The sequence below is a fragment of the Streptomyces sp. NPDC058470 genome (genome assembly GCF_042721055.1).
In the GTDB taxonomy this organism is placed as follows: Bacteria; Actinomycetota; Actinomycetes; order Streptomycetales; family Streptomycetaceae; genus Streptomyces.
In genome coordinates this window covers 130966-152233 of the sequence record NZ_JBHXMF010000006.1, presented here as the reverse complement: position 1 = coordinate 152233, position 21268 = coordinate 130966, and the positions used below count along the sequence as shown (strand labels likewise).

General features: G+C 71.1%; 21 protein-coding genes and 1 pseudogene. 12 read left to right on the top strand and 10 right to left on the bottom strand.

Features of this window, described 5'->3' with window-relative positions; translation table 11 throughout:
- Nucleotides 1-46 precede the first annotated feature (46 nt).
- Genes ACFWP7_RS06665 through ACFWP7_RS06645 form a run of 5 tightly spaced genes read right to left on the bottom strand, consistent with a single transcriptional unit; the run spans nt 47 to nt 4230 of the window.
- Complete coding sequence (locus ACFWP7_RS06665; RefSeq protein WP_384377020.1) at nt 47-1018, bottom strand: ABC transporter substrate-binding protein; 972 nt, start codon at nt 1016-1018, stop codon at nt 47-49.
- Nucleotides 1015-1731, bottom strand: a complete 717-nt coding sequence (locus ACFWP7_RS06660; RefSeq protein ID WP_384377017.1) for an ABC transporter ATP-binding protein — start codon at nt 1729-1731, stop codon at nt 1015-1017. The genes ACFWP7_RS06665 and ACFWP7_RS06660 overlap by 4 nt, the downstream gene beginning before the upstream one ends.
- Before the next feature lie 2 nt (nt 1732-1733).
- Nucleotides 1734-2630, bottom strand: a complete 897-nt coding sequence (locus tag ACFWP7_RS06655; RefSeq protein ID WP_384377014.1) for an ABC transporter permease — start codon at nt 2628-2630, stop codon at nt 1734-1736.
- Nucleotides 2631-2653: 23 nt separating this feature from the next.
- Nucleotides 2654-3502 (bottom strand): sulfurtransferase, encoded by an 849-nt coding sequence (locus tag ACFWP7_RS06650; protein ID WP_384377011.1) that lies wholly within the window; start codon nt 3500-3502, stop codon nt 2654-2656.
- Nucleotides 3499-4230 carry an alpha/beta hydrolase gene (locus tag ACFWP7_RS06645; protein ID WP_384377008.1) on the bottom strand — a complete coding sequence of 244 codons (732 nt, stop codon included), beginning with the start codon at nt 4228-4230 and terminating at the stop codon, nt 3499-3501. The genes ACFWP7_RS06650 and ACFWP7_RS06645 overlap by 4 nt, the downstream gene beginning before the upstream one ends.
- Nucleotides 4231-4583: 353 nt before the next feature.
- On the opposite strand from ACFWP7_RS06645, the gene ACFWP7_RS06640 reads away from it, so the two are divergent.
- The gene (locus ACFWP7_RS06640; protein WP_384377006.1) at nt 4584-5432 is read left to right on the top strand and encodes a LysR family transcriptional regulator; all 849 of its coding nucleotides are present in this window, start codon (nt 4584-4586) and stop codon (nt 5430-5432) included.
- A gap of 178 nt (nt 5433-5610) precedes the next feature.
- Nucleotides 5611-6780, top strand: coding sequence for a hypothetical protein (locus ACFWP7_RS06635; RefSeq protein ID WP_384377003.1), 1170 nt, complete (start codon nt 5611-5613; stop codon nt 6778-6780).
- 57 nt (nt 6781-6837) lie between these two features.
- Here ACFWP7_RS06635 and ACFWP7_RS06630 read toward each other — a convergent pair whose 3' ends face one another.
- Nucleotides 6838-7230, bottom strand: coding sequence for a MarR family winged helix-turn-helix transcriptional regulator (locus ACFWP7_RS06630; protein WP_384377201.1), 393 nt, complete (start codon nt 7228-7230; stop codon nt 6838-6840).
- 292 nt (nt 7231-7522) lie between these two features.
- Nucleotides 7523-7789 (bottom strand): hypothetical protein, encoded by a 267-nt coding sequence (locus ACFWP7_RS06625; protein ID WP_384377000.1) that lies wholly within the window; start codon nt 7787-7789, stop codon nt 7523-7525.
- Between the two features lie 311 nt (nt 7790-8100).
- Here ACFWP7_RS06625 and ACFWP7_RS06620 point away from each other — a divergent pair, with 311 nt between their 5' ends.
- The 9 genes from ACFWP7_RS06620 (at nt 8101) to ACFWP7_RS06580 (ending at nt 17042) form a co-directional block, all read left to right on the top strand.
- The gene (locus ACFWP7_RS06620; RefSeq protein WP_384376997.1) at nt 8101-8388 is read left to right on the top strand and encodes an ArsR family transcriptional regulator; all 288 of its coding nucleotides are present in this window, start codon (nt 8101-8103) and stop codon (nt 8386-8388) included.
- A 281-nt stretch (nt 8389-8669) separates the two neighbouring features.
- Nucleotides 8670-9164, top strand: a complete 495-nt coding sequence (crcB, locus tag ACFWP7_RS06615; RefSeq protein ID WP_384376994.1) for a fluoride efflux transporter CrcB — start codon at nt 8670-8672, stop codon at nt 9162-9164.
- Nucleotides 9161-9535 carry a fluoride efflux transporter CrcB gene (gene crcB / locus ACFWP7_RS06610; protein WP_384376991.1) on the top strand — a complete coding sequence of 125 codons (375 nt, stop codon included), beginning with the start codon at nt 9161-9163 and terminating at the stop codon, nt 9533-9535. Before crcB (ACFWP7_RS06615) ends, crcB (ACFWP7_RS06610) begins: the two co-directional genes overlap by 4 nt.
- A gap of 72 nt (nt 9536-9607) precedes the next feature.
- Entirely contained in the window at nt 9608-10441 is an 834-nt protein-coding gene (locus ACFWP7_RS06605) for an undecaprenyl-diphosphate phosphatase (protein ID WP_384376988.1), read from the top strand.
- Between the two features lie 118 nt (nt 10442-10559).
- Complete coding sequence (locus tag ACFWP7_RS06600; protein ID WP_384377198.1) at nt 10560-11237, top strand: FadR/GntR family transcriptional regulator; 678 nt, start codon at nt 10560-10562, stop codon at nt 11235-11237.
- Nucleotides 11238-11355: 118 nt separating this feature from the next.
- Nucleotides 11356-12378 (top strand): asparaginase, encoded by a 1023-nt coding sequence (locus tag ACFWP7_RS06595; RefSeq protein ID WP_384377195.1) that lies wholly within the window; start codon nt 11356-11358, stop codon nt 12376-12378.
- 773 nt (nt 12379-13151) lie between these two features.
- Complete coding sequence (locus ACFWP7_RS06590; protein ID WP_384376985.1) at nt 13152-14075, top strand: glutaminase; 924 nt, start codon at nt 13152-13154, stop codon at nt 14073-14075.
- 145 nt (nt 14076-14220) lie between these two features.
- Entirely contained in the window at nt 14221-15609 is a 1389-nt protein-coding gene (gene mptB / locus ACFWP7_RS06585) for a polyprenol phosphomannose-dependent alpha 1,6 mannosyltransferase MptB (RefSeq protein ID WP_384376982.1), read from the top strand.
- Nucleotides 15606-17042 carry a glycosyltransferase 87 family protein gene (locus tag ACFWP7_RS06580; protein ID WP_384376979.1) on the top strand — a complete coding sequence of 479 codons (1437 nt, stop codon included), beginning with the start codon at nt 15606-15608 and terminating at the stop codon, nt 17040-17042. Before mptB ends, ACFWP7_RS06580 begins: the two co-directional genes overlap by 4 nt.
- Nucleotides 17043-17053: 11 nt before the next feature.
- Here ACFWP7_RS06580 and ACFWP7_RS06575 read toward each other — a convergent pair.
- The 3 genes and pseudogenes from ACFWP7_RS06575 to ACFWP7_RS06565 all read right to left on the bottom strand — a co-directional run.
- Nucleotides 17054-17950, bottom strand: a pseudogene (locus ACFWP7_RS06575) (D-alanyl-D-alanine carboxypeptidase family protein); the annotation flags it as partial.
- 89 nt (nt 17951-18039) lie between these two features.
- Nucleotides 18040-19179, bottom strand: coding sequence for a transcription termination factor Rho (rho, locus tag ACFWP7_RS06570; RefSeq protein WP_384376976.1), 1140 nt, complete (start codon nt 19177-19179; stop codon nt 18040-18042).
- Between the two features lie 304 nt (nt 19180-19483).
- Nucleotides 19484-20341 (bottom strand): class I SAM-dependent methyltransferase, encoded by an 858-nt coding sequence (locus ACFWP7_RS06565; protein WP_384377192.1) that lies wholly within the window; start codon nt 20339-20341, stop codon nt 19484-19486.
- A 125-nt stretch (nt 20342-20466) separates the two neighbouring features.
- On the opposite strand from ACFWP7_RS06565, the gene ACFWP7_RS06560 reads away from it, so the two are divergent.
- Nucleotides 20467-21237 carry a nuclear transport factor 2 family protein gene (locus tag ACFWP7_RS06560; protein ID WP_384376973.1) on the top strand — a complete coding sequence of 257 codons (771 nt, stop codon included), beginning with the start codon at nt 20467-20469 and terminating at the stop codon, nt 21235-21237.
- The last annotated feature ends 31 nt before the right edge of the window (nt 21238-21268 follow it).

Sequence of the window (21268 nt, the reverse complement as noted above, 5' to 3'; positions counted from 1 at the left end):
CCTGGCGTTCAAGGTCACGTGCTTTCAAGGTCGGTCGGGGAGGCGGTCACTTGAGGACGGAGGTGTCGGCAGACTTCGCCACGTCGACGTTCGGTTCGAGCACGCCGATACCGTTCATGAGGTCGGCGACGTCCTGGACCTTCGAGGTCACCTCCGAGGTGATGGGGAGAACCTGGCTGTACGCGGCCGTGGAGAGCGTCTTCGCGACCGAGGGGTCGGCGCCGTTCAGCTTCACGATGGCGTCCGCGTACTCGGTCTCGTGCGTGTCGGTCCACTCCAGGGCCGTACCGAGGCGCTTGAGGAAGTCGCCGAGCGCGGTCTTCTTCGCCGGGCTCGCGAGGGCCTGCTCGGAGGCGCCGATGAAGCCGTATCCACTGATGCGTCCGTCGGTGCCGTCGACGAGGAGCCGGCCCTCCTGCTGCAGACCGACGGCCATATACGTCCCGAAGGTCGCCCAGACCCCGATCTTCCCGGAGACGAAGGCTGCCTGCGCGTCGGTCGGCAGGAGGTACTGCACCTTCACGTCGGAGTAGCTGAGCCCGTTCTGCTGGAGGACGTTGGCCAGCAGGTACTCGGCGATACTGCCCTTCGCCGAGGACACCACGACCGTCTTGCCCTTGAGGTCCTTGACGCTCTTCACGTCGGAGTTCTTGGGAACGATGATCCCGGTGCTGTGCCCGTCGTTCTTGAGCGCGGCGATGTTCTTGAACTTGACGCCACCGCTGAGCGCCTGGAGGGCGGGCAGATCGGCGGAGTACGCGGTGTCGGTGGCGCCCGCCTGAACGGCCTGGTAGAGCGGCGCGGCGCCCTCGAACTCGGCCCACTTCACCTTGTACTTGGCGCCATCGAGGGCGCCGGAGGCGGCGAAGATGGTCTGGAGTGTCTTGGCCTGGTCGCCGATGGTCAGGGTGACCTCGTCCTGGCTGGTGGCCGTGTCCGCGGAGGAGTCGGCGCCGCAGGCGGTCAGAGCCAGCAGCGCGGTGAGGCTCAGGGCGGCGGCTGCGATTCTGCGTATCACGAGGGGGTTCCTTCGAGGGTGGGGGTGACACCGAGCCAGCCGAGGACGCGGGCGCGGAGAGTGACGAACTCGGGGGCGGTGAGATCACGCGGGCGGGGCAGATCGACGGTGACGTCGTGGGCGATGCGCCCCTCGTCCATCACCAGCACCCGGTCGGCGAGCAGTAGCGCCTCCTCCACGTCATGGGTGACCAGGAGAATCGCGCAGCCGTGCCGCTGCCACAGCTCGCCGACCAACTGCTGCACCTTGCCCCGGGTCAGCGCGTCCAGCGCGCCGAACGGCTCGTCCAGGAGCAGGAGTTCGGGCTCGCGGACGAGGGCGCGGGCGAGCGAGACGCGCTGCGCCTGACCTCCGGAGAGGGTCTTGGGCCAGACGGTCGCGCGTTCCGCGATGCCCACCTCTGCGAGCGCCTTGTCGGCGAGCCCCCGGTCGGGACGGCCGGGCAGCCCGAGAACCACATTGCGCCACACCTTCAGCCAGGGCAGCAGCCGCGGAGACTGGAACGCGGCACTGCGCCGCGCGGGCACGGTCACCTCGCCGCCGATCTCGTCGTCGAGCCCGGCGAGAATGCGCAGCAGCGTCGACTTGCCGCAACCACTGTGTCCGAGGAGGGCCACGAACTCGCCCCCGCGGATGTCGAGGTCGAGGTCGTGCAGGACGGGGTTGCCGTCGAAGGCCCGCGAGAGGCCCCGTATTTCCACGCTGTTGGTCATGATCACGCCTCGCCCTCGAAGTTGGCGCGCCAGGTCAGCAGCCGGCGCGAGAGAACCCGTACGGCGAAGTCGCAGGTCAGACCGAGCAGCGCGTACACCGCGAGGCAGAGCACGATGATGTCCGTGCGGAAGTACTGCTGGGCGTTGCTCATCAGATAGCCGAGGCCCGCGTCGGCGTTGACCTGCTCGGCGAAGACGAGCGCGAGCCAGGCGGTGGAGAGCGCGTACCGCAGGCCCACGAGTGCCCCCGGGAGCGCGCTCGGCAGGATCACGTACCGGATCAGGCCCAGCCGGCCGAGCCCCATCATCCGTGCCGCCTCGATGAGTTGGGAGTCGGTGGACCGGATGCCGCCGTAGATGTTGAAGTACAGCGGGTAGGTGACGCCGAGTGCGACGAGTGCGATCTTCGGGGTCTCGTCGATGCCGAACCAGACGATGAACAGCGGGATCAGACCCACCCACGGGATCGCCCGGAACATGCCCATCGACGAGTCGATGACGTCCTCGCCGAGCCGGAACAGCCCGGCCACCAGGGCGAGGCTCAGCGCGATGGTCGCGCCGATCAGGAACCCGATACCGGCCCGCCGTCCCGACGCGGCGATGGCGCTCGGCAGTTCACCGTTCTTGGTCAGATCCACGGCCTGGCGCAGTACGTCCACAGGAGAGGCGAGCACGGTCTCGGGAAGAACGCCCGTGGCGGAGGCCAGGAACCACAGGAGTACGAGTCCGACGGGGCCGGAGGCACGGCGTACCGAGCGGGGCACGGTGAAGCGTCGGGTGGTGCGGGCGGTGCCGCGGATGGTGACCCGGGGGGTGCTCCGGGTGGCCGGAGCGGCGGGTGTGTCGGGTGTGGGGCCGGGCAGCACGGTCGGCGCCGTGGTCAGGGGTTTCGTCGTCATGGCGGGGTTCCTCTCGCGTCGCCTCAGGACGGCAGGGGGCCGGTCGTGGCGGGGCGTGCGGGATCTGCGGACCAGGCGGACCAGGAGCCGGGGAAGAGGGTTGCCTCGTATCCGGCTATGGCGAGTGCGGCGATCTGATGGGCCGCGGTGACGCCCGAGCCGCAGTAGACGCCGATGCGCGAGGTCGCGTCGGCACCCTTGTCCGCGAACCTCTTGCGCAGCACGTCGGGCGGCAGGAAGGTGCCGTCCGCCGCGAGGTTCTCCCCCGTCGGAGCGGAGACCGCCCCCGGGATGTGGCCGGCGCGCGGGTCCACCGGCTCGACCTCGCCGCGGTACCGCTCGGCCGCGCGGGCGTCCAGCAGCAGCCCCGTCGTGGCGAGGTCGGCGGCCCCGTCCACGTCGATGGTCTGGAGACTGTCCGGACGCAGGACGACATCACCCAGCGGCGGAGCGGCGGGTGCGCCCGACTCCAGCGGCAGTCCGGCCGACCGCCACGCGCCCAACGCCCCGTCCAGGAGCGTCACTTCTGCCACCCCGGCGTAACGCAGCAGCCACCACGCCCGGGCCGCGGCCGTGTTCCCCAAGTCGTCGTACACGACGACCGGTTGACCGGCCCGCAGACCCCACCGCTGTGCCGCCGCCCGCAGATCATCGAGATCCGGCAGCGGATGGCGCCCGCCCTCCGGGCTCGGCGGCGCGGCCAACTCGGTGTCCAGGTCCACATACACGGCGCCGGGGATGTGCCCGGCCGCGTAGTGGTCGCGGCCGTGCGGGTCGCCGAGCGCCCAGCGGACGTCGAGTACCGCGGGCGGTTCGGCGGAGCGCAGCAGGGCGTCGAGCTCGGCGACCGTCGTCGTCACCCGGGCGGTCATGCGAGACCCTCGGCGATCAGGGGCAGCTCGGGGGAGAGGCGCAGCCGCTCCAGGAAGAGGACCACCGTGGCGGCGGCCGTGCGGTGCTGGGCGTCGTTGAGTACGTCATGACGGCCGGCGTTGAACGTCACGGTCCTGATCCCGGGGTGGCTCGCGTACAGGCTCAGCGCCTGGTCGAGGTGGCTGACCGTGTCGTCCGTGCCGTGCAGGGCGAGCACCGGGACCCGTAGGAGATCGAGGCGCAGCTCCGGCAGATCGACCGCCGCGTCGAGCGCTCCGCGCCGGAAGTCCGGGTCGTTCGTGAGCCGGCCCTGATGGGTGGTGCAGGCAGTGCGCGCCTGCACCTCGGCGTCCCAACTGCCGGACTCCCAAGGCGCGGTGGGCAGGCCGACGAGGATCAGCGCGTCGACCCCCGGCGTCTGCTCGGCGGCCAGGTGGGCGGCGTACCGGGCACCGGTGTCCGAACCGACCAGCACCTTCGGGCCGGGCAGCGACTCGTCGGCGAGGAGCTTGGCGGCCTGGTCAAGGACCGACGGGTCGGCGGCGGGATCCCCGAGGGCGACCACGCGGTAGGCGTCGAAGGCGAGCCGGCGGCCGAAGCGCTCGTACAGGCCGCCGTGCTCACCGCGCCCGGCCAGCACGATGAGCGTGCCGCGTGCGGCGAGGCCTTCGGGTTCGTTCCAGGAAGACGATGGCGAGGAGGACGGGGAAGGCGGGGATGCGGGCATGAGGGGGCGACTCCCTTGGCAGGGCGGGGCAACGTGGGGGTGGAGATACGCGGGTGCGGCTCAGGACCGGTGCCACGTGTCATACGCGCAACCGGAAGCGGCTCGCGGGAGGAAGGAGCGCCGAACGCCTCAGTGATGGCCGGCGGCGGAGTGCTTCAGCAGGTCAGCGACAGCGCGCGCTGCACGCCACGCCGAAGTCGATGACTCGGCGCTGCGTCAGGAAGGCAGCGGAAGCGGTGGCGTGAAGCATGGCCTCATCATGACGGGCCGTGGCCGAGCACGTCCAACGACGATTCCGCATCGAAATCGATCAGCAATCGCGATCGATGCCGGAATCGGGCTACGTTCGACGCATGTCCCAACCTGTGCTCGACATCGTGGCCCTACGCAGCCTGACCGCGATAGCCGACTGCGGCGGCTTCCATCGCGCGGCCCACTCCCTTGCCCTCAGCCAGTCCGCGGTCAGCCAGCACGTGCGCAGACTGGAGAAGACGCTGGGCCGCGCGGTCGTCGAGCGTGAGGGCCGCGGGATGCGGTTTACCACCGACGGCCGTCTGCTGGTGGAGCAGGCTCGCCGTATCCTCGCCGTCCACGACGAGGCCGTACGCGCCCTGCTCGACGTGGACGGCGACACCGTGACCATCGGCTCCACCGAGCACGCCGCCGACCAGTTCCTGCCCCGGCTCACCGCGGCCGTGCAGTCGGTGCGGCCCGGCTGCCGGGTGCGCTTCCGCATCGACCGTTCGGCACGGCTCGTCGAGGCCGTGGAGCGGGGCAGCGTGGACGTCGCGGTGTACGTCACCGAGGCCGCCGCCACCGAGGGCACCCCGGTCGGCGGACTGCCGCTCACCTGGCACGCCACGCCCGGCTGGGCGCCGCCCGGCACGCCCGATCCCGTGCCGCTGGTCGCCATCGAGGACCCCTGCGCGATCCGGCGCCGGGCCATCGCGACCCTGGCCGCGCACGGCGTCGCGGCCAGGGTGGTGGGCGACGCGGGGTATCTCGCGGGCGTCCTCGACATCGCCCGCACCGGCCAGGGGGTGGCCCTGCTCGCCGCGGTCGGCCCCGCGCCGGACGGCCTGACCCCGTACGACGGGCTGCCCCCGGTCACCCCGATCCCCATGAGCGCGCTGGCCCGCCCCGGCGCGGACCCGGCGACGGTCGCCGCCGCGTTCGACGCCGTACGGGATCTGCTGCGGTGACGTGGGGCTGGTTACGTGGGGTGGATCACACGGGGGGGGCGGTGGCGTGGGGCGGGCTACGTGGGGCGGATCACACGAGACGGGTGACACGAGACGGGTGACACGGAGCGGGTGACACGAGGTGCGTGACACGACGCGTGTGATCTGAGGTTGTGGTGCACAGCATGACAATGACCCCATGAAATGGATCTCGGGCGTGGCCGGGACACTGCTCCTGGCGGCGGTTCTCGTCAGCGTCCTGCGTACTCTCGTGGTGCCCAGGGGGCTCTACTCCTCGCTGGTGATCCGCTGGTGGCGCACCCTGCGGCTGCTTCTGCGACTCGCCGCTCCGGGCGGCAGCTACCAGGCCCACGACCGCGCGCAGACCTGGCTGGCCCCGCTGATGCTGGTCGGCATGCTGGCGACCTGGCTCGGCGGGGCGCTGCTCGGCTTCGGACTGCTCCTGCACGCCGTGTCCACACTGACCTGGACCAATGCCGTTCGGGAGGCCGGTTCCAGCCTGTTCACGCTCGGCTTCGCCAGCGGTGACCGGCTGCACCTGTCCGCCGTGGACTTCCTGGCGGCGGCCACCGGCCCGATCGTGATCGCCCTGCAGATCGCCTATCTGCCGACGCTGTACGCCGCCTACAACCGACGCGAACTGGAGGTGACCCTGCTCCAGTCGCGCGCCTGGGGGCCGGAGATCCTGGCCCGGCAGTGGCTGGTGGACACCGAGACCGCGCTGCCCGAGCTGTACCGGTCCTGGGAGCGGCTCGCCTCGGACATCGGCGAGAGCCACTCCACGTATCCGATTCTGCTGACGTTCCGGTCACCGCGGCCGTACCGCAGCTGGATCGTCGGTCTCGTCGCCGTCATGGACACCGCCGCCCTGCAGCTCTCCCTCGCGCCGAGCAGTGTCCCGCCCGAGGCCCGCCTGGTGCTGCGCGCGGGCTTCACGGCGCTGCGCGACATCGCCCGTTCGCTGCGCTTCGGCTTCGACACCGACCCGGCGCCGGACGCGCCGATCCTGCTCACGTTGCCGGAGTTCGAGGCGGCCGTGGCGATGACCGAGGTGGCGGGGTTCCCCGCGGAGCGGACGGCGAAGCAGGCGTGGCCGCACTTCCACGGCTGGTGGGTCAACTACGAGGCGATCGCCTACGAGTTGTGCCGTCGATGTGACGCGGTCCCCGCTCTGTGGACCGGGTCGCGGGACTTCGCCGTCGGCCCGGTCGGCCCGCAACGGCCGATGGACCGGCGCCCGGGGGACGACGGGGGCAGCGGGGACGAGGAAGGCGCGGGCGGCGAGCGAGGCGAGGGGCGCCCAGGCGGCGAGGGGCGCCCGGAACAACGGCCGCCTTCCGCCCAGTAGTTGGCTCCCGGCGCGGTGTTGTCCGTCCGCCCACCATGCGGGCGGGGTGGCGCGTTGCTATCCGTCCAACATGCGGGCGAGGGTGGCGCGTTGCAGAGGGTGCACCTCGGCGTGCAGGTCGTGTCCCTTCGCGGTGAGCGCAACCCACACCCCCCGTCGGTCGTCCTCGCAGAGGGTGCGCTCCACCAAGCCGTCCTTCTCCAGCCGCCCGATGAGGCGGGACAGCGCGCTCTGGCTCAGATGGACACGGTCGGCGATGTTCTGCACGCGGCACAGAGCGCCGGGATCGGCGGCCACGCCCGAGGCGAGGATGTCGAGCACCTCGAAGTCGCTGGCGCCCAGACCGTAGGGGTGCAGTTCGCGGTCGATCTCGCACATCGTGCGCGCGTGCACCGAGAGAATGTCCCGCCACTGGTCCTCAAGCCGAGTGTCCGGAGTGTTCGCTGCCATAACTGAACGGTAACAGAGATCCGGCCGGTACTTGAGCGTGCAACTAGTGCAGTTGCATCCAGTTCTGATGCGGTCCCAGGGTCGGCGGATGGCGGCGAGGGCGGGGGTGGCCGCGGTGGCGGCGGGGGAGTCGTCGAAGTCGCCGGCCGACACGTCCTCGGGGACCCGGCGGCCGGCCTTGCGCCGCGCGGCCAGGGCGCCCTGAGTGACGTACTCGGCCTGACCGTCGAGAAGTTCTCGCCGCCGCTGCAGGGCGACCACGTCCCGATCACCGGCCCGGACGGCTCCTCACTCACGTCTCCACCCGTCGCGATCCGCCGGTCGTGTTGCACGGCATCTTGATCTGGTCGGTGGTGAAGATGCCGCGTTGGGCGGTGGTGGCACTGCAGTAGTACTGCCACTGGCCGTCGAAGGCCGCACCGGAGGCGGCGCCCGCCGTCGGCTCGGAACCTGTGGTCGCCGGGCCGGTCGGCCCCTTCGGTGCGGTGGGGAGTTGCTGGGGCTGCTGCGCGGACCTGTTATCGATGTCGGTCGACTCGACGGGCACGGCCGCGGCCATACGCTCGGGGGTCCAGTACCGCGCCGTACGGGCTGCGGCGGCAGCGGGAACCGGTGTGTGCGACCGACTCGGCGGCGGAGGCGATCAGCGAGGGCTGCGCTTCCGCGGCCGCCGTGGTGACGGAGGAGAGAGGAACAGGACTGCGGCGAAGCCCACAGCCAGGGAACATCTGTGACGCCGACGGCATCCAGCGGCAGCCGGACCCGGGCTTTCCCGGCGGCGTTCGGCCTTCGCGAGCGTCGCCGAAGCCCGTGCGCGTCGCCCCGGGCTGCGGGACAGTGGCGGGAGACCGCCGTGACGGAGGGGACGAGATGCTGAAGTTTCCCGTCAGTGGGCAACGCCTGGAGATCCTGGAGTGGCTGCGCGACCCCGTGGCGCACTTTTCTCCGCAGCGGCACGGCGACCTCGTCGAGGACGGCGTCACCCCGGCGACCCTCGCCGCCAAGCTCGGTGTGCGCCGTGCCGTCGCGCGCACCCACCTCGACCTCCTTGCCGGGATCGGGCTGCTGCGCACCAAGAAGATCAGACGTCGCACCTACTACCGCCGTGACGAGTACCGCATCGCCGAGGTCAGTCACTTCTTCGAGAAGGGCTGGTAGGAGCCGCCCGTTTCACGGCTCCTGCCGGGTGTGCGGGGCCGGTCGCCCCGGCGTTACGCTGTTCACCGGCCGTGATCTTGTCTCGCGGCGCGGCGGTGGGGCCCGCCGTACCCGAACCGCGGCGCGACAGAGCCGCCAACGGTCCCTGCTTGCGAACGAGCGTGCTCGGGTAACCGGGCCCCGGCGAGTAGGAGACGTACGCACATGACAGCCCGGCGACAAGACGCGAGCAGGCGTACGCACGTGACGGCCCCGCGACAAGAGCCAGCAGGCGTACGGACATGACAGCCCCGGGACAAGAGCGAGCCGACCGGGCCGGGATGCCCGCACGGCAGGTGTCCCCGTGGCAGGGCCAGGGACCGGTCGTCGCGACGGTCGCGCTGGGTGGCGCGATCGGCGCCACGGCCCGCTACGCCGTGTCGCTGCTGTGGCCCTCCCCGGCGGGCGGATTCCCCTGGACCACATTCTGGGTCAATGTCGTCGGCTGCGCGGTGATCGGTGTCTTCATGGTGGCTGTCACCGAGGTGTGGGCGGTTCACCGGCTGGTGCGGCCATTCTTCGGCACCGGGGTGCTGGGCGGCTTCACCACGTTCTCGACGTACGCCGTCGACATCCAGAAACTGCTCGACGAGGGCAATCCCGCGACCGGCCTCGCCTACCTCGCCGCGACCCTGCTCGCCGCGCTCGCAGCGGTATGGCTGGCGATGGTGGCGTCGCGTCGCGCCCTGGTGTGGAAGCGGCGACGAGCAGGCGAGGAAGGTAAGAACTGGTTGTGAACTGGCTGCTGGTGATCATCGGTGCCGTGGTCGGCGCGCCCCTGCGTTATCTGACCGACCGCGCGGTGCAGTTCAGGCACGGCACGGCCTTCCCCTGGGGCACCTTCACCGTCAACGTCAGTGGCTGTCTGGTCCTCGGCGTCCTGACGGGCGCGGCCTCGGCGGGCCATGCCTCCTCCCACCTGCAACTCTTGATCGGCACGGGCCTGTGCGGGGCGCTGACCACGTACTCGACGTTTTCGTACGAGACGCTGCGGCTGAACGAGACGGGCGCCGGGTTCCTCGCCGTCGCGAACGTGGTCGCGAGCGTCATGGCGGGCCTCGGGGCGGCGTTCGCGGGGGTTTCGTTCGCGGAAACTGTGTGGTCCTAGGCGACGGGCGAGCGCCCGCGCGTAGTAAGACTGTCTACAGCACTGTCGACCAACTCCCCAGAACTGGATCCCATGAGCGTCATCAACGTCGGGCAGGCCGTGGTCCTCGGAGTCGTCGAGGGGGTGACCGAATTCCTCCCCGTCTCCTCGACCGGCCACCTCAAGATCACCGAGGGGCTGATGGGTATCCCCGTCGACGACAACGCGGTGGTCGGCTTCTCGGCGGTCATTCAGGTCGGCGCGATCGCCGCCGTCCTCGTGTACTTCTTCAGGGACATCGTGCGGATCGTCTCCGCCTGGGGGCGTGGCCTGCGCCACCGCGAGGAGCGCTACCACCACGACTACAAGTTCGCCTGGTGGGTCATCTACGCGACCATCCCGATCGTGATCGTGGGCCTGGCGGCGAAGCCGCTCATCGAGGGGCCGCTCGCCTCGCTGTGGGTGGTCGCGGCCTCGCTGATCGTCGGCAGTGGCGTGATGTGGGCGGCGGACCAGATGGGCCGGCACAAGCGCGGCGAGGACGACACCACGTTCAAGGACGCGATGCTGGTCGGCTGCTCCCAGATCCTCGCCCTGCTCTTCCCGGGCTTCTCGCGCTCCGGCGCCACCATGTCCACGGCGCTCATCCTCGACCTCGACCGCGTCGCCGCCACCCGGCTCTCCTTCTTCCTCGGCATTCCCGCCCTGACCGGCGCCGGGCTGTACGAGCTGAAGGACGCCCTGGGTACGGGTGTCGGCGCCGCCCCGCTCGCCGTCGGCACGCTCGTCTCCTTCGTGGTCGCGTACGGCTCCATCGCCTGGCTGCTGAAGTTCATCGCCAGGCACTCCTTCAACGCCTTCGTGATCTACCGGCTCGTGATCGGCGTCGCACTGTTCGGCCTGCTCGGAGCGGGTGTGCTCAGCTGAGGCCGCCCGGGTGAACCCTTCCGCCGGTTGACAGCCGTCTCCTCTTCCGCGGAGGATCACCCTCGTGAACCTGTCAGACAGCCAGACAGGTGGTTCGGTGCCGCGGCGCGTCAGCGCCATGGAAGCGGTGCTCACCCACCTGCGCGGCGCCATCGAGCGCGGCGAGTACGCCATCGGCGACAAGCTCCCCTCCGAGGCGGAGCTCTGCCGCCGTCTGGAGGTCAGCCGCCCCGTGCTCCGCGAGGCGCTGCGGGCCCTGCAGGTGATGGGTCTGACCGTGTCCCGTACTGGCAAGGGCACCTTCGTCCTCGCCCACGCCGTCGAGGAACCCACCTTCGGCGACTACGCGGCAGGCGACCTCCTCGAAGTGCGCCGTCATGTCGAGATCCCCGTCGCCGGATACGCGGCGCTGCGCCGTACCCCGGAGAACCTCGACCAGCTCACCCATCTCCTGGCGCGCATGGAGGGGGAGACCGACACCACCGCGTGGGTGGCGATGGACACGGTCTTCCACATCGCCGTCGCCGAGGCCTCCCAGAACCCGGTCTTCCGCAAGGTCATCGAGGAGATCCGGGACGCACTGGCCCGCCAGTCGGCCTTCCTGAACGAACTCGGCGGCCGCCGTGAGCAGTCCAACCGCGAACACCGGGCGATCGTCGAGGCGCTGGTCGACGGAAGCGAGCACGACGCCGTGGAGGCCATGTCCCATCACCTCGACCGCGTCGAGACCACCCTCACCTCCATCGTGCATCCCGAGCGCGCGGACACCCCCAGGAAAGGCGGACCCGAGGCGTGAGCAAGCGGTCCCTGAAGCAGGAAACACCGGCGACGGCAGGCCATGTCGACGCCGGCCGGTACGGAGTGCGCACCCGGTTCCTTGGGATACCTACCGGAGCGGGCCCGTGAACCGGCCCATGCAGTACGGCAGTTCCCTCGCGGCGGCACCGGTGATCCGCGAGCCCCTGCACGCGCCCGTCGCCCATCTCGTACGCGGCGGGGTCATCGAAGGCATCCACTACGGCTCGGTGGTCGTGCTGGCCGCCGACGGCACCGTGGAGCTCCAGATCGGCGACATCGAGGCCGCCTTCTATCCGCGCTCGGCGGTCAAACCCTTCCAGGCGGCGGCGATGCTGAGGGCCGGGCTGCCGCTCGACGGCGAGCTGCTCTCGCTGGCCGCGGCCAGCCACTCCGGCGAGGAACGCCATCTGGCCGGGACCCGGCGGATCCTGGAGCTGGCCGGACTGACGGAGGACCGGCTGCGCAACGTCCCGGACCTGCCGTTCGACCCCGTCGTACGCGAGGCTTGGATCCGCGAGGGACGACTGCCCTCGCGGCTCGCGCAGAACTGCTCGGGCAAGCACGCCGCCATGCTGTACACGGCCAAGCTCAACGGCTGGTCGCTCGACGACTACCTCGACCCCGCGCACCCGCTCCAGCAGGCCATCGCGGAGGTCGTCGAGGACCTCACCGGACAGGCGATCGCACGGGTGACCGTCGACGGCTGCGGCGCGCCCCTGTTCTCCGTCTCGCTGCACGGACTCGCGCGGGCCGCGGCAGGGATCACCACCGCGGCCCCGGGCACCCCCGAGGCGCAGGTGGCCGACGCGATGCGCGAGCACGCCGAGATGGCATCCGGCTCAGGGCGCGACGTCGCCGCGCTGATGCGGGCCGTACCGGGGCTGCTCAGCAAGGACGGCTTCGAAGGCGTCCAGTTCGCGGCGCTGCCGGACGGCCGGTCCGTCGCCGTGAAGATTGCCGACGGCGCCGACCGGGCGCGGATCCCCGTGACCGCGGCTGCCCTGGCCCGCGCGGGAGTCGACCCGGCCGCCCTTGCCGGGTTCGGCGGTGCGCCGCTCCTCGGGGGTGGTGTGGTGGTCGGTCACATCCGCGCTGTGCGTGCGCTCGATCCGCTTTCGGCACGTGACATGTGCGCCTGAGCACTGTGTGAGGAGGGTTGTGGGGCGGGTGCGGGCCTGTTGTGGTTGGTCGCGCAGTTCCCCGCGCCCTCTTGGGGCGGCTGCCTCGTGGCCCGCGCCGGGGGCGGCCAGGTCGCCCTTGCCGAGCGGTGCGCCGCTCCTCGGGGGTGGTGTGGTGGTCGGTTGCATCCGCGCTGTGCGTGCGCTCGATCCGCTTTCGGCGCGTGACATGTGCGCCTGAGTGCTGTGTGAGGAGGGTTGTGGGGCGGGTGCGGGCCTGTTGTGGTTGGTCGCGCAGTTCCCCGCGCCCTCTTGGGGCGGCTGCCTCGTGGCCCGTGCCGGGGGCGGCCAGGTCGCCCTTGCCGAGCGGTGCGCCGCTCCTCGGGGGTGGTGTGGTGGTCGGTTGCATCCGCGCTGTGCGCGCGCTCGATCCGCTTTCGGCGCGTGACATGTGCGCCTGAGCGCGGCGCGAAGGGGACTTTGGGGCGTGCAGGCCCGCTGTCTCTTGCCTCCGCCTCTGTGCCTCACTCCCGCCGGCGCCGGCACGCGGTGCCGATCACGCCCGGGCGGGGCTTCTCGTCGTACGCCTTGATGCTGGACGGAGACCGCAACCGGCCCCGGAGGTGTCGAACTCGGCCTGGAGAACGGCCTGTTGCCCGCCGAACGCCCTGCGGATGCGTTCCGTCCCGAGGCACTCGCGGGCAGCGGTACCCGAAGGCCACCTCGCAGACACCGTCCTGCGGGCGGTCCGAGCCGCTGAGCACCAGGACCGGCCGCGCGGCACAATAGTGATCATGTCCCCGTCGCTGACCTTTCAGCCGGTCCTGGAACGCATCGCCGTCGAGATCGCGCAGACTCCCGGGCGCGGGCGGCCCGCCGACTACATCCCGGCGCTCGCCGCCTGCGACCCCCGCCGCTTCGGCATGGCCGTCGCCGAGCTCGACGGCACGGTGTACGGCGTGGGGGACTGGCGTCAGCCGTTCTCCACGCAGTCCATCACCAAGGTCTTCACCCTCGCCCTCGATCTGGCCCGTGAGGGCGACGAGTTGTGGGAGCACGTCGGCCGCGAGCCCTCCGGCAACGCCTTCAACTCCCTGGTGCAGTTGGAGTACGAGAACGGCATCCCGCGCAACCCGTTCATCAATGCGGGCGCCCTCGTGGTCACCGACCGGCTCCAGACCCAGACCGAAGACGCGGCAGGGTCCCTGCTCGCGTTCCTGCGCGCCGAGAGCGGCAACCAGAGCCTCGACTTCGACAAGGAGGTCGCCGCCTCCGAGGCCGCGCACGGCGACCGCAACGCGGCCCTCGCCCACTTCATGGCGTCGTACGGCAATATCGACAACCCCGTTCCGGTGCTGCTTGACCAGTACTTCCGGCAGTGCTCGATCGAGGCCTCCTGCGCCGATCTGGCGCTGGCCACCGGATTTCTGGCCAGACACGGCATCCGGTCCGACGGTTCCCGGCTGCTCACTCAGAGCCAGTCCAAACAGGTCAACGCGGTGATGCTCACGTGCGGCGCCTACGACGCGGCCGGCGAATTCGCGTACCGCGTGGGGCTGCCGGGCAAGAGCGGTGTCGGCGGCGGGATCATCGCGGTCGTACCGGGACGTTGCACGCTGTGCGTGTGGAGTCCGGGCCTCGACCAGCGCGGCAACTCCGTGGCGGGCGTCGCGGCACTCGACCGTTTCACGACGCTGACAGGGGTGTCCGTCTTCTGATCAGGCACCGCGACGGGGCTGTCCGCGCCAGGAACCGGCTCCCGTCGCGCGCGTCTCACACGGAGGTCACGCATAGGCCGCCGTACGGAGGGAAGTACGTCGCTTTACGGTCACCCGGCGTTGACACGCTTTCCGAGTGTTGGCCATGGCCTTTCCCGTCGATCTCCGCCGCTGTCAGGCTCTCGGTCTGGCCGGCTCCGCCTTTCTCGCTTTGGGGGGTGAGACGGCCGGAGCCCTGCCCGTGCGGGAGTTCCTCGCCCCCGAGTCCGCCGAGGCCGTACTCGGCCTGGTCGGCGTGTACTTCGGCGTCGTCCTGCTGATAGCGGCGTGGGCGCTCCTCGGCACCGTCGTACGCGGCCCCGAACCGCCGACTCCGCGCTCCCTGCTGCTCGTTCTGGCCGTCTGGGCGGCGCCGCTGCTGCTCGCGCCGCCGCTGTTCAGCCGGGATGTGTACAGCTACCTCGCGCAGGGCGCGATGGTCGACGCGCACATCGACGTGTACGCGCACGGACCCGCCCAGCTCGGCGGTCCACTCGCCGACGAGGTGGCGCCGGTGTGGCAGCAGAGCACGACGCCGTACGGCCCGGCCTTCCTCGCCGTCGCCTCCGCGCTGTCCGGACTCACGCGCGGGGAGATCCCCGCCGGACTGCTCGGCATGCGCCTGGTCGCGCTGCTCGGCGTCGCGCTGATGGCGGCGGCGCTGCCCCGCCTCGCCCGGCACAGCGGTGCGGATCCGGCCGCCGCGCTGTGGCTGGGCGCTCTCAACCCCCTCGTCCTGCTGCACCTGATCGCCGGCGCGCACAACGACGCCATCATGCTCGGACTGCTCGGCGTCGGACTGGTGGCCGCACGCGGCCGGTGGCCCGTCCTGGGCGTCGTCCTCATCACCCTCGCGGCGCTGGTCAAGGCACCCGCCGCACTCGGCCTGCTGGCGGTGATCGCGCTGCGCGGGCGGCGGGGGCTGGTGCCGTCCGTCCTGACCACCACCTTCGCCGCTCTCGCCACCACGGCCGTGGTGACCGCCGTGACTGGTACGGGCTACGGCTGGATCGCGGCTCTCAAGACCCCCGTGTCCCCGCAGAACTGGTCGCTCACCAGCCTGCTCGGCCGAGCCACCGGCACCCTGCTCGAAAGACTCGGCAGCGGACTCGCCCCTCTGGCCCTCCCCGCCTGGCACACCGCCGGACTCGTGCTGACCGTGCTCATCGTCCTCTTCATATGGCTGCGCCTCAGGCCCGGACCGATCTACGCACTGGGCCTGAGTCTGGCCGCCGTGGCCGTGTTCGGCCCGGCGATCAGGCCCTGGTACGCGCTGTGGGGGCTGTTCCTCATCGCCGCCGCGGCGCCCAGCGGCTCGGTACGCCACCGGGTCGCGGCCGCGAGCGGAGTGCTCGCCCTCGCCGTGCTGCCCAGCGGGTACGCGCCGGACGCCCAACAGGTGATCCTGGCCGTCTCCGGCGGTCTGCTCGCCCTCGTCGTGCTCTGGCAGGCCCATCAAGCGGCGCAGGCGCCGGTACTGGAGCGCACCGCATGAGACGCCCCCGCACCTTCCCCGGCATGTCCTGGAGGCTTCCCTCGGCCTCTCCCCGGCGTCCCCGCACGGACCGGGGACGCCTGTTCCTGGTGCTGGGACTCGCCGCCGCCGTCACCGTGTTCACCACCACCGTGCCGCTGCTGCGCGACTGGTTCGACCTGCGCGTCTACTACGGGACGATCGACGCCTGGGCACACCATGACGGCCGGATCTACGACTACCTCGTGCCCGGGACGACGTACGGCTTCACCTATCCGCCGTTCGCGGCCCTCAGCATGCTGCCGATGGCGCTGGTCGGACTGCACACCGCGATCGCCATCGGGCTGCTGCTCAACCTGGCCGCGCTCGCCGCCGTGGTGTGGGTCCTGGCCGGGCCCGCGCTGCGCCGGTACGGCTGGTTCGGGTTCGCCATGGCGGCCTGCCTGCTGGCCCTGTTCGAACCGGTCCGCGACACCTTCAGCTTCGGCCAGGTGAACCTGCTGCTCCTGGCCCTCGTCCTGAGCGACGCGTGGCTGCTGTCCACCGGCCGGGGCCGCCGCGCGGGCGTCGGAATCGGCCTCGCCGCCGCCATCAAGCTCACCCCCGCGATCTTCATTGGCATGCTGTTGCTCGCCCGTCGATGGCGCGCCGCGGGCGTCGCGACGGCTGTCGCCGCGGCGGCCACCGCCCTGGCTGCCTGGGTGGCGCCGGACGCCTCGCGTTTCTACTGGACCCACGCACTGTGGGACACGGACCGCATCGGACGCCTCGGCTATGTCTCCAACCAGTCGCTCCAGGGCGTACTGGCGCGGCTCGCGGCACCGGGCGAACCGAGCATGGCGCTCTGGGCGACGGCCGCCGTGCTGGTCCTGTGCGTATGGGCCCGGCGGACCTCGCGTGCCGTGGCCGACGAGGACTGGATCGCCGCGTTCGCCCTCACCGGCCTCACGGCCTGCCTCGTCAGCCCGATCACTTGGGTGCACCACCTCGTCTGGCTGCTGCCGTCCTTCGCCGTGCTGCTGCGCGGCAGCCGGGTGCGGACCGCGGGAATCCTGTACGCGATCCTGTGCAGCAGCGTGGTGTGGCTGTGGTTCCACGACGCGTCCGGCCTCGACGGTTTCATCGGCAGCAACGCCTATACGTGGATCACGCTCGGGCTGCTGCTGTGGCTGCCCGTTGGTCAGCCGGGCGTCGGCCGTCCGCCCCTGTTCCGCAGGGCCAGGGCCACAATTCCCGCGCCCAGACAGGCCGCGCCCGCAATCGCGGCGGCAGCCCAGGGCCGGCCGGGTCCGTCGGCCGCGGGCAGCGCGGCCGGGAGAGCGGCCGGCGCCGCCGTCGGCACGGGACGCGTGTCGAGGAGCGAGCCGACGGGTTCGACGCGTCCGGACGCCTTGAAACCCCAGTCGAGCAGTGAGCGGGCCTCCTCGTACACCGCGAACCCGCCGCCCTCCTGAGGGTTCATCACCGTGACGATCACGGTGTGGCCGCCCCGGCGCGCGGCGGCCACGAGTGTGCTGCCCGCGTTGCTGGTGGAGCCGTTCTTGACGCCGACCAGGCCCGGGTACGGCTCCACCCCGTCGGCGCCGGTCAGCAACCGGTTGGTGTTCTCGATCTCGTACGACCAGCCGCCCCCGCCGGGGAACCTGGCCTCGGCGGTGGAGCAGTACCGCGCGAACTCGGCGTTGCGCAGCCCGGCCCGGCCGAACACCGCGAGGTCGTACGCCGACGAGACCTGCCCCGGCGTGTCGTATCCGTCGGGGGACAGGACGTGCGTGTCGAGGGCACCCAGAGCGCGGGCCTTGGCCTGCATGTCGGCGGCCGTGGTGCGCCAGCCGCCGTTCATCGCGGCCAGCACATGGACGGCGTCGTTTCCGGAGTTCAGGAAGACACCGCGCCACAGGTCCGCCACCTGGTAGGTGTGTCCCTCGGCGACGCCCACCAGGCTGCTGCCGTCGCCGATGCCCCGTAGTTCCTTCTCGGTGACGGTGTGCCGGATACCGCCGGGCAGCAGCGGGAGCACCGTGAGGGCGAAGAGGGTCTTCAAGGTGCTGGCGGGCGGCAGTTTGCGGTGCGCGTCGTGGGCGGCGAGTACTTCGCCGGTGCGGGCGTCGGCCACCAGCCACGACAGTGCGGAGACGTCGTCGGGGATCTCGGGCGCTCCGGGCCGTGGCCGTACCTGCGTCCCGGCCCGGTGCAGCGGCGGCTGTGAGGCCGAGGCTTTGGGTGTCCCCGGGTCCGTACCGGCTTGGGCAAAGGCCGCACTCGGTGCGAGAGCCGCGGCGCTCGGCGCGAGGGCCAGGGCGCCGGCCGCGCAGACGGCGGAACAGCAGACGGCGGCGCGGGAAGAGAATCCGATGGTCATTCCGCAAACGTAGGAACCGGCACGCCCTGCGCCTGGCTGCCAGGCCACAGCGGCGGGATCGAGCACCCGGATGCCGCATGTGGGCAAGGTCAGGAGGGCAGCGTCGGGTGGACCTGGCGGAGGAAGGCCGCGTTGTCCGGGGTGGCGCGCATCCGCTCAAGGAGGGTTTCCAGGCCGGCCTGGCCGTCCCGTGTCTGCAGGGCGCGGCGCAGTCCTCGTACGGTGTTCAACTCGGCGGCGGGTACGAGGAGTTCCTCGCGCCGGGTGCCGGAAGGAGTGATGTCGACGGCCGGGAACACTCGCCTGGAGGCCAGGGTGCGGTCGAGGCGGAGCTCCATGTTGCCGGTGCTCTTGAGCTCTTCGAAGAAGTAGTCGTCGGCACGGGAGCCGGTCTCCACCAGGGCGGTGGCGAGGATGGTGAGGGAGCCGCCCTCCTCGGCCAGGCGTGCGGCGCCGAAGAACCGCTTGGGGCCGTGCACCGCGGCCGCGTCGACGCCGCCGCTGAGGGTGCGGCCACCGGAGGCGGCCGCGTTGTTGTGCGCCCGGCACAGCCGGGTGAGCGAGTCCATCAGGATGACGACGTCCCCGCCCTGTTCGACGAGCCGCTTGGCGCGCTCGATGACGAGTTCGGCGAGTGCGATGTGGTGCTTGGGCGTCTGGTCGAAGGTCGAGGCGAACACCTCGCCCCGGACGGAGCGCCGCATGTCGGTCACTTCTTCCGGCCGCTCGTCGAGCAGCAGCACCATCAGGTGGATCTCGGGATGGTTGCCCGCGATGGCCGCGGCGAGCTGCTGGAGCAGTACTGTCTTGCCGGTCTTGGGCGGGGCGACGAGCAGTCCGCGCTGGCCCTTGCCGACCGGTGCGACCAGGTCGACGACGCGTCCGGCCAGACCGCTCGCGGGGTGCTCCAGGCGGAGCCGGTCACGGGGGTGCAGCGGGGTGAGGTCATGGAAGTGCGGGCGGCGGCGAAGCTCTTCGGGCGTACGCCCGTTGATCCGCTCCACCTCGGTGAGGGCGCGGGCCCCGCCGCGTACGCCTTCGACGGTGTCGCCCTTGCGCAGGCCGTAACGGCGGATCAGCGCGGCGGACACCTGGACGTCGGTCGGTGTGGGCAGGCAGCTCGTGGCGGCGCGCAGGTACCCCTGACCGTTGTTCGCGATGTCGAGGACACCGCCCGCGTGCGCCGGGAGCTGCTTCTGTCGTACTGGAGGTTCGAGTGTGGTGGTCATGATGTGGGGTCCTTTCGAGGACGGGTTCATGAGGTCATGAGGAAGGGAGGGGGATGTGCCGGGGGAGGCGGCGTGCTCACGCCTCCGTGCGGCGGGGAGACATCACCTCGCGTACGGCGGACGGCAGGATCTGCCGGTGGCCGCGCTCAAGAGGTGATGTGCTGGAAAGCTGTTCCGCCGGTCGGCAAGCGAGGGGCGTGTCAGCGAGAAGAAGTGGAACAGGCACCGGCGCCCGAGACGGGGCGTACACAAGTGCTGATGGCACTGTAGCACCCCGTGGCCGGGCTCGGCTGTGATGTGAGTCTCAGAGGCCCGCGAGCAGGCCGTACAGCAGCGGGATACGCGGTTCGGTCTCCGGCAGCCGCCACCATCCGGACGGGGTACGGGTCATCTGCGGCCACCGTGGCCAGGGCAGCTCGTCGCTCTCCCGCAGCCGCCGAATCCGCAGGCCCGCCCCGATCAGCGCGTTGACGACGTCGTCCAGCCCGTGCATCCACTCGTAGCTGTCGGTCGCGCCGTTTACGGCCGGACCGTCCGTGTAGGTGTACGTCGCATCCCGGTGGACGGCGTCCCGGCCGCCCAAGTAGTCGTGCCGCAGGAGCAGTTCACCCCTCTCGCCCTCGGCCGGCTTGGGGCCCAGCGAGTTGAGCAGGGGATGGAACTCGGCGATGTACAACCGCCCCTCGGGGCAAAGGAGTTCGGCGATGGTGGTGGCCCAGCGGTCCAGGTCGGGCAGATAGCACAGGGCACCCTTGCCGGTGTACACGACGTCGAACTTCCGCCCTCCCAGGGCCTCGACGGCGTCGTACACATTGGCCCGTACGTACGCGACGTCGGCGCCCGCCCGTGCCGCGATGTCCGCCGCGGCCGCCACGGATGCCTCGGAGATGTCGAGGCCGACGGCGCGGGCGCCGCGTTCGGCGAGGGCGATCGTCTCGGTGCCGAGATGGCATTGGAGGTGGAGCACATCGAGGCCGGCCAGTTCACCGAGGTCCTCCCACTCGAAGGCGGCGAACCAGCGGGCCGGGTCGAGTTTCTCGTGCAGCCCGTAGAAGCGGCTGGCGAGGTGGATGGGGGTGCGCGCGTCCCAGTTGGCCTGGTTGGCCCGCATCATCCGCTCGTGCTCGTGCTCGTGCTCGTGTCCGTCGGCCGTCTCGGTCATCTCGGTCATGGGGACATCCAATCGTGCGCGGCCCGGGTGCCGTGACGAGAACGCCGGATGCGTCCGGTCGTACGCACGCGAACCTGGAAGGGTGTCGATTCGGCGCCGACCCGTTCGTTGGTGGGGTGCAGCAAGTTCATGAACACCGGGAGGAACCCATAAAGGACATGCTGCTGGTCTGTGGTGACGACACCCTGGACGCCTCCGGCATGGCGCCCGTCGAACCCTGGGTCGAGGAGCTGGGCGCCGAGCGCGGCGTACGGCTGCACGGCCACCGGCTTCGGCTCCCCGCCGACGCGGTCACCGTCCGGGTACGCGATGGTGAAGTGCTGCGCACCGACAGGCCGTTCGCGGAGACCAAGGAGCACATCGCCGGTTACGACATCCTCGAGTGCGACACCCTGGAGGAGGCCGTGGAGGCGGCCGCCAAGCACCCCGTGGTGAGTGTCGGTGCCATGGAGGTGCGCGCCTTCTGGGACGACGAGGACGCCGAGGCGGAGATCCGCCGGATCGACGCGGAGCTCACCGCCGCCGGCCGGGAGCGGGACTTCGACCGGGCGATGGCCTGTTACGCCCCGGACGTCGAGGTCTTCCACCCCGTGAGCGGTCTGGAGCAGAGCGGGATCGAGGCACTCCGCAAGGCGGAGGAGCTGTGGTTCTCGACGCTGACCGGGCCCGTGGAGCGTGAGGTGCTCGACTTCCACGTCCGGGTCGACGAGAGCGTCGCGTTCAGCCACGCGCTCGTGCGGATGCGCGCCACGCTGGCCGGCGGTCAGTCGCTGGACACCACGGCGCGGGTCACCACGGGCTACCGAGCGGCGGGCGACCGCTGGCAGATCGTCCACCAGCACACATCGGTCCCCTTCGACGCCGGAATCACGGGGAGCCCGTCATGAAGTACGCGCTGTTCATCAGCACAACTCGGAG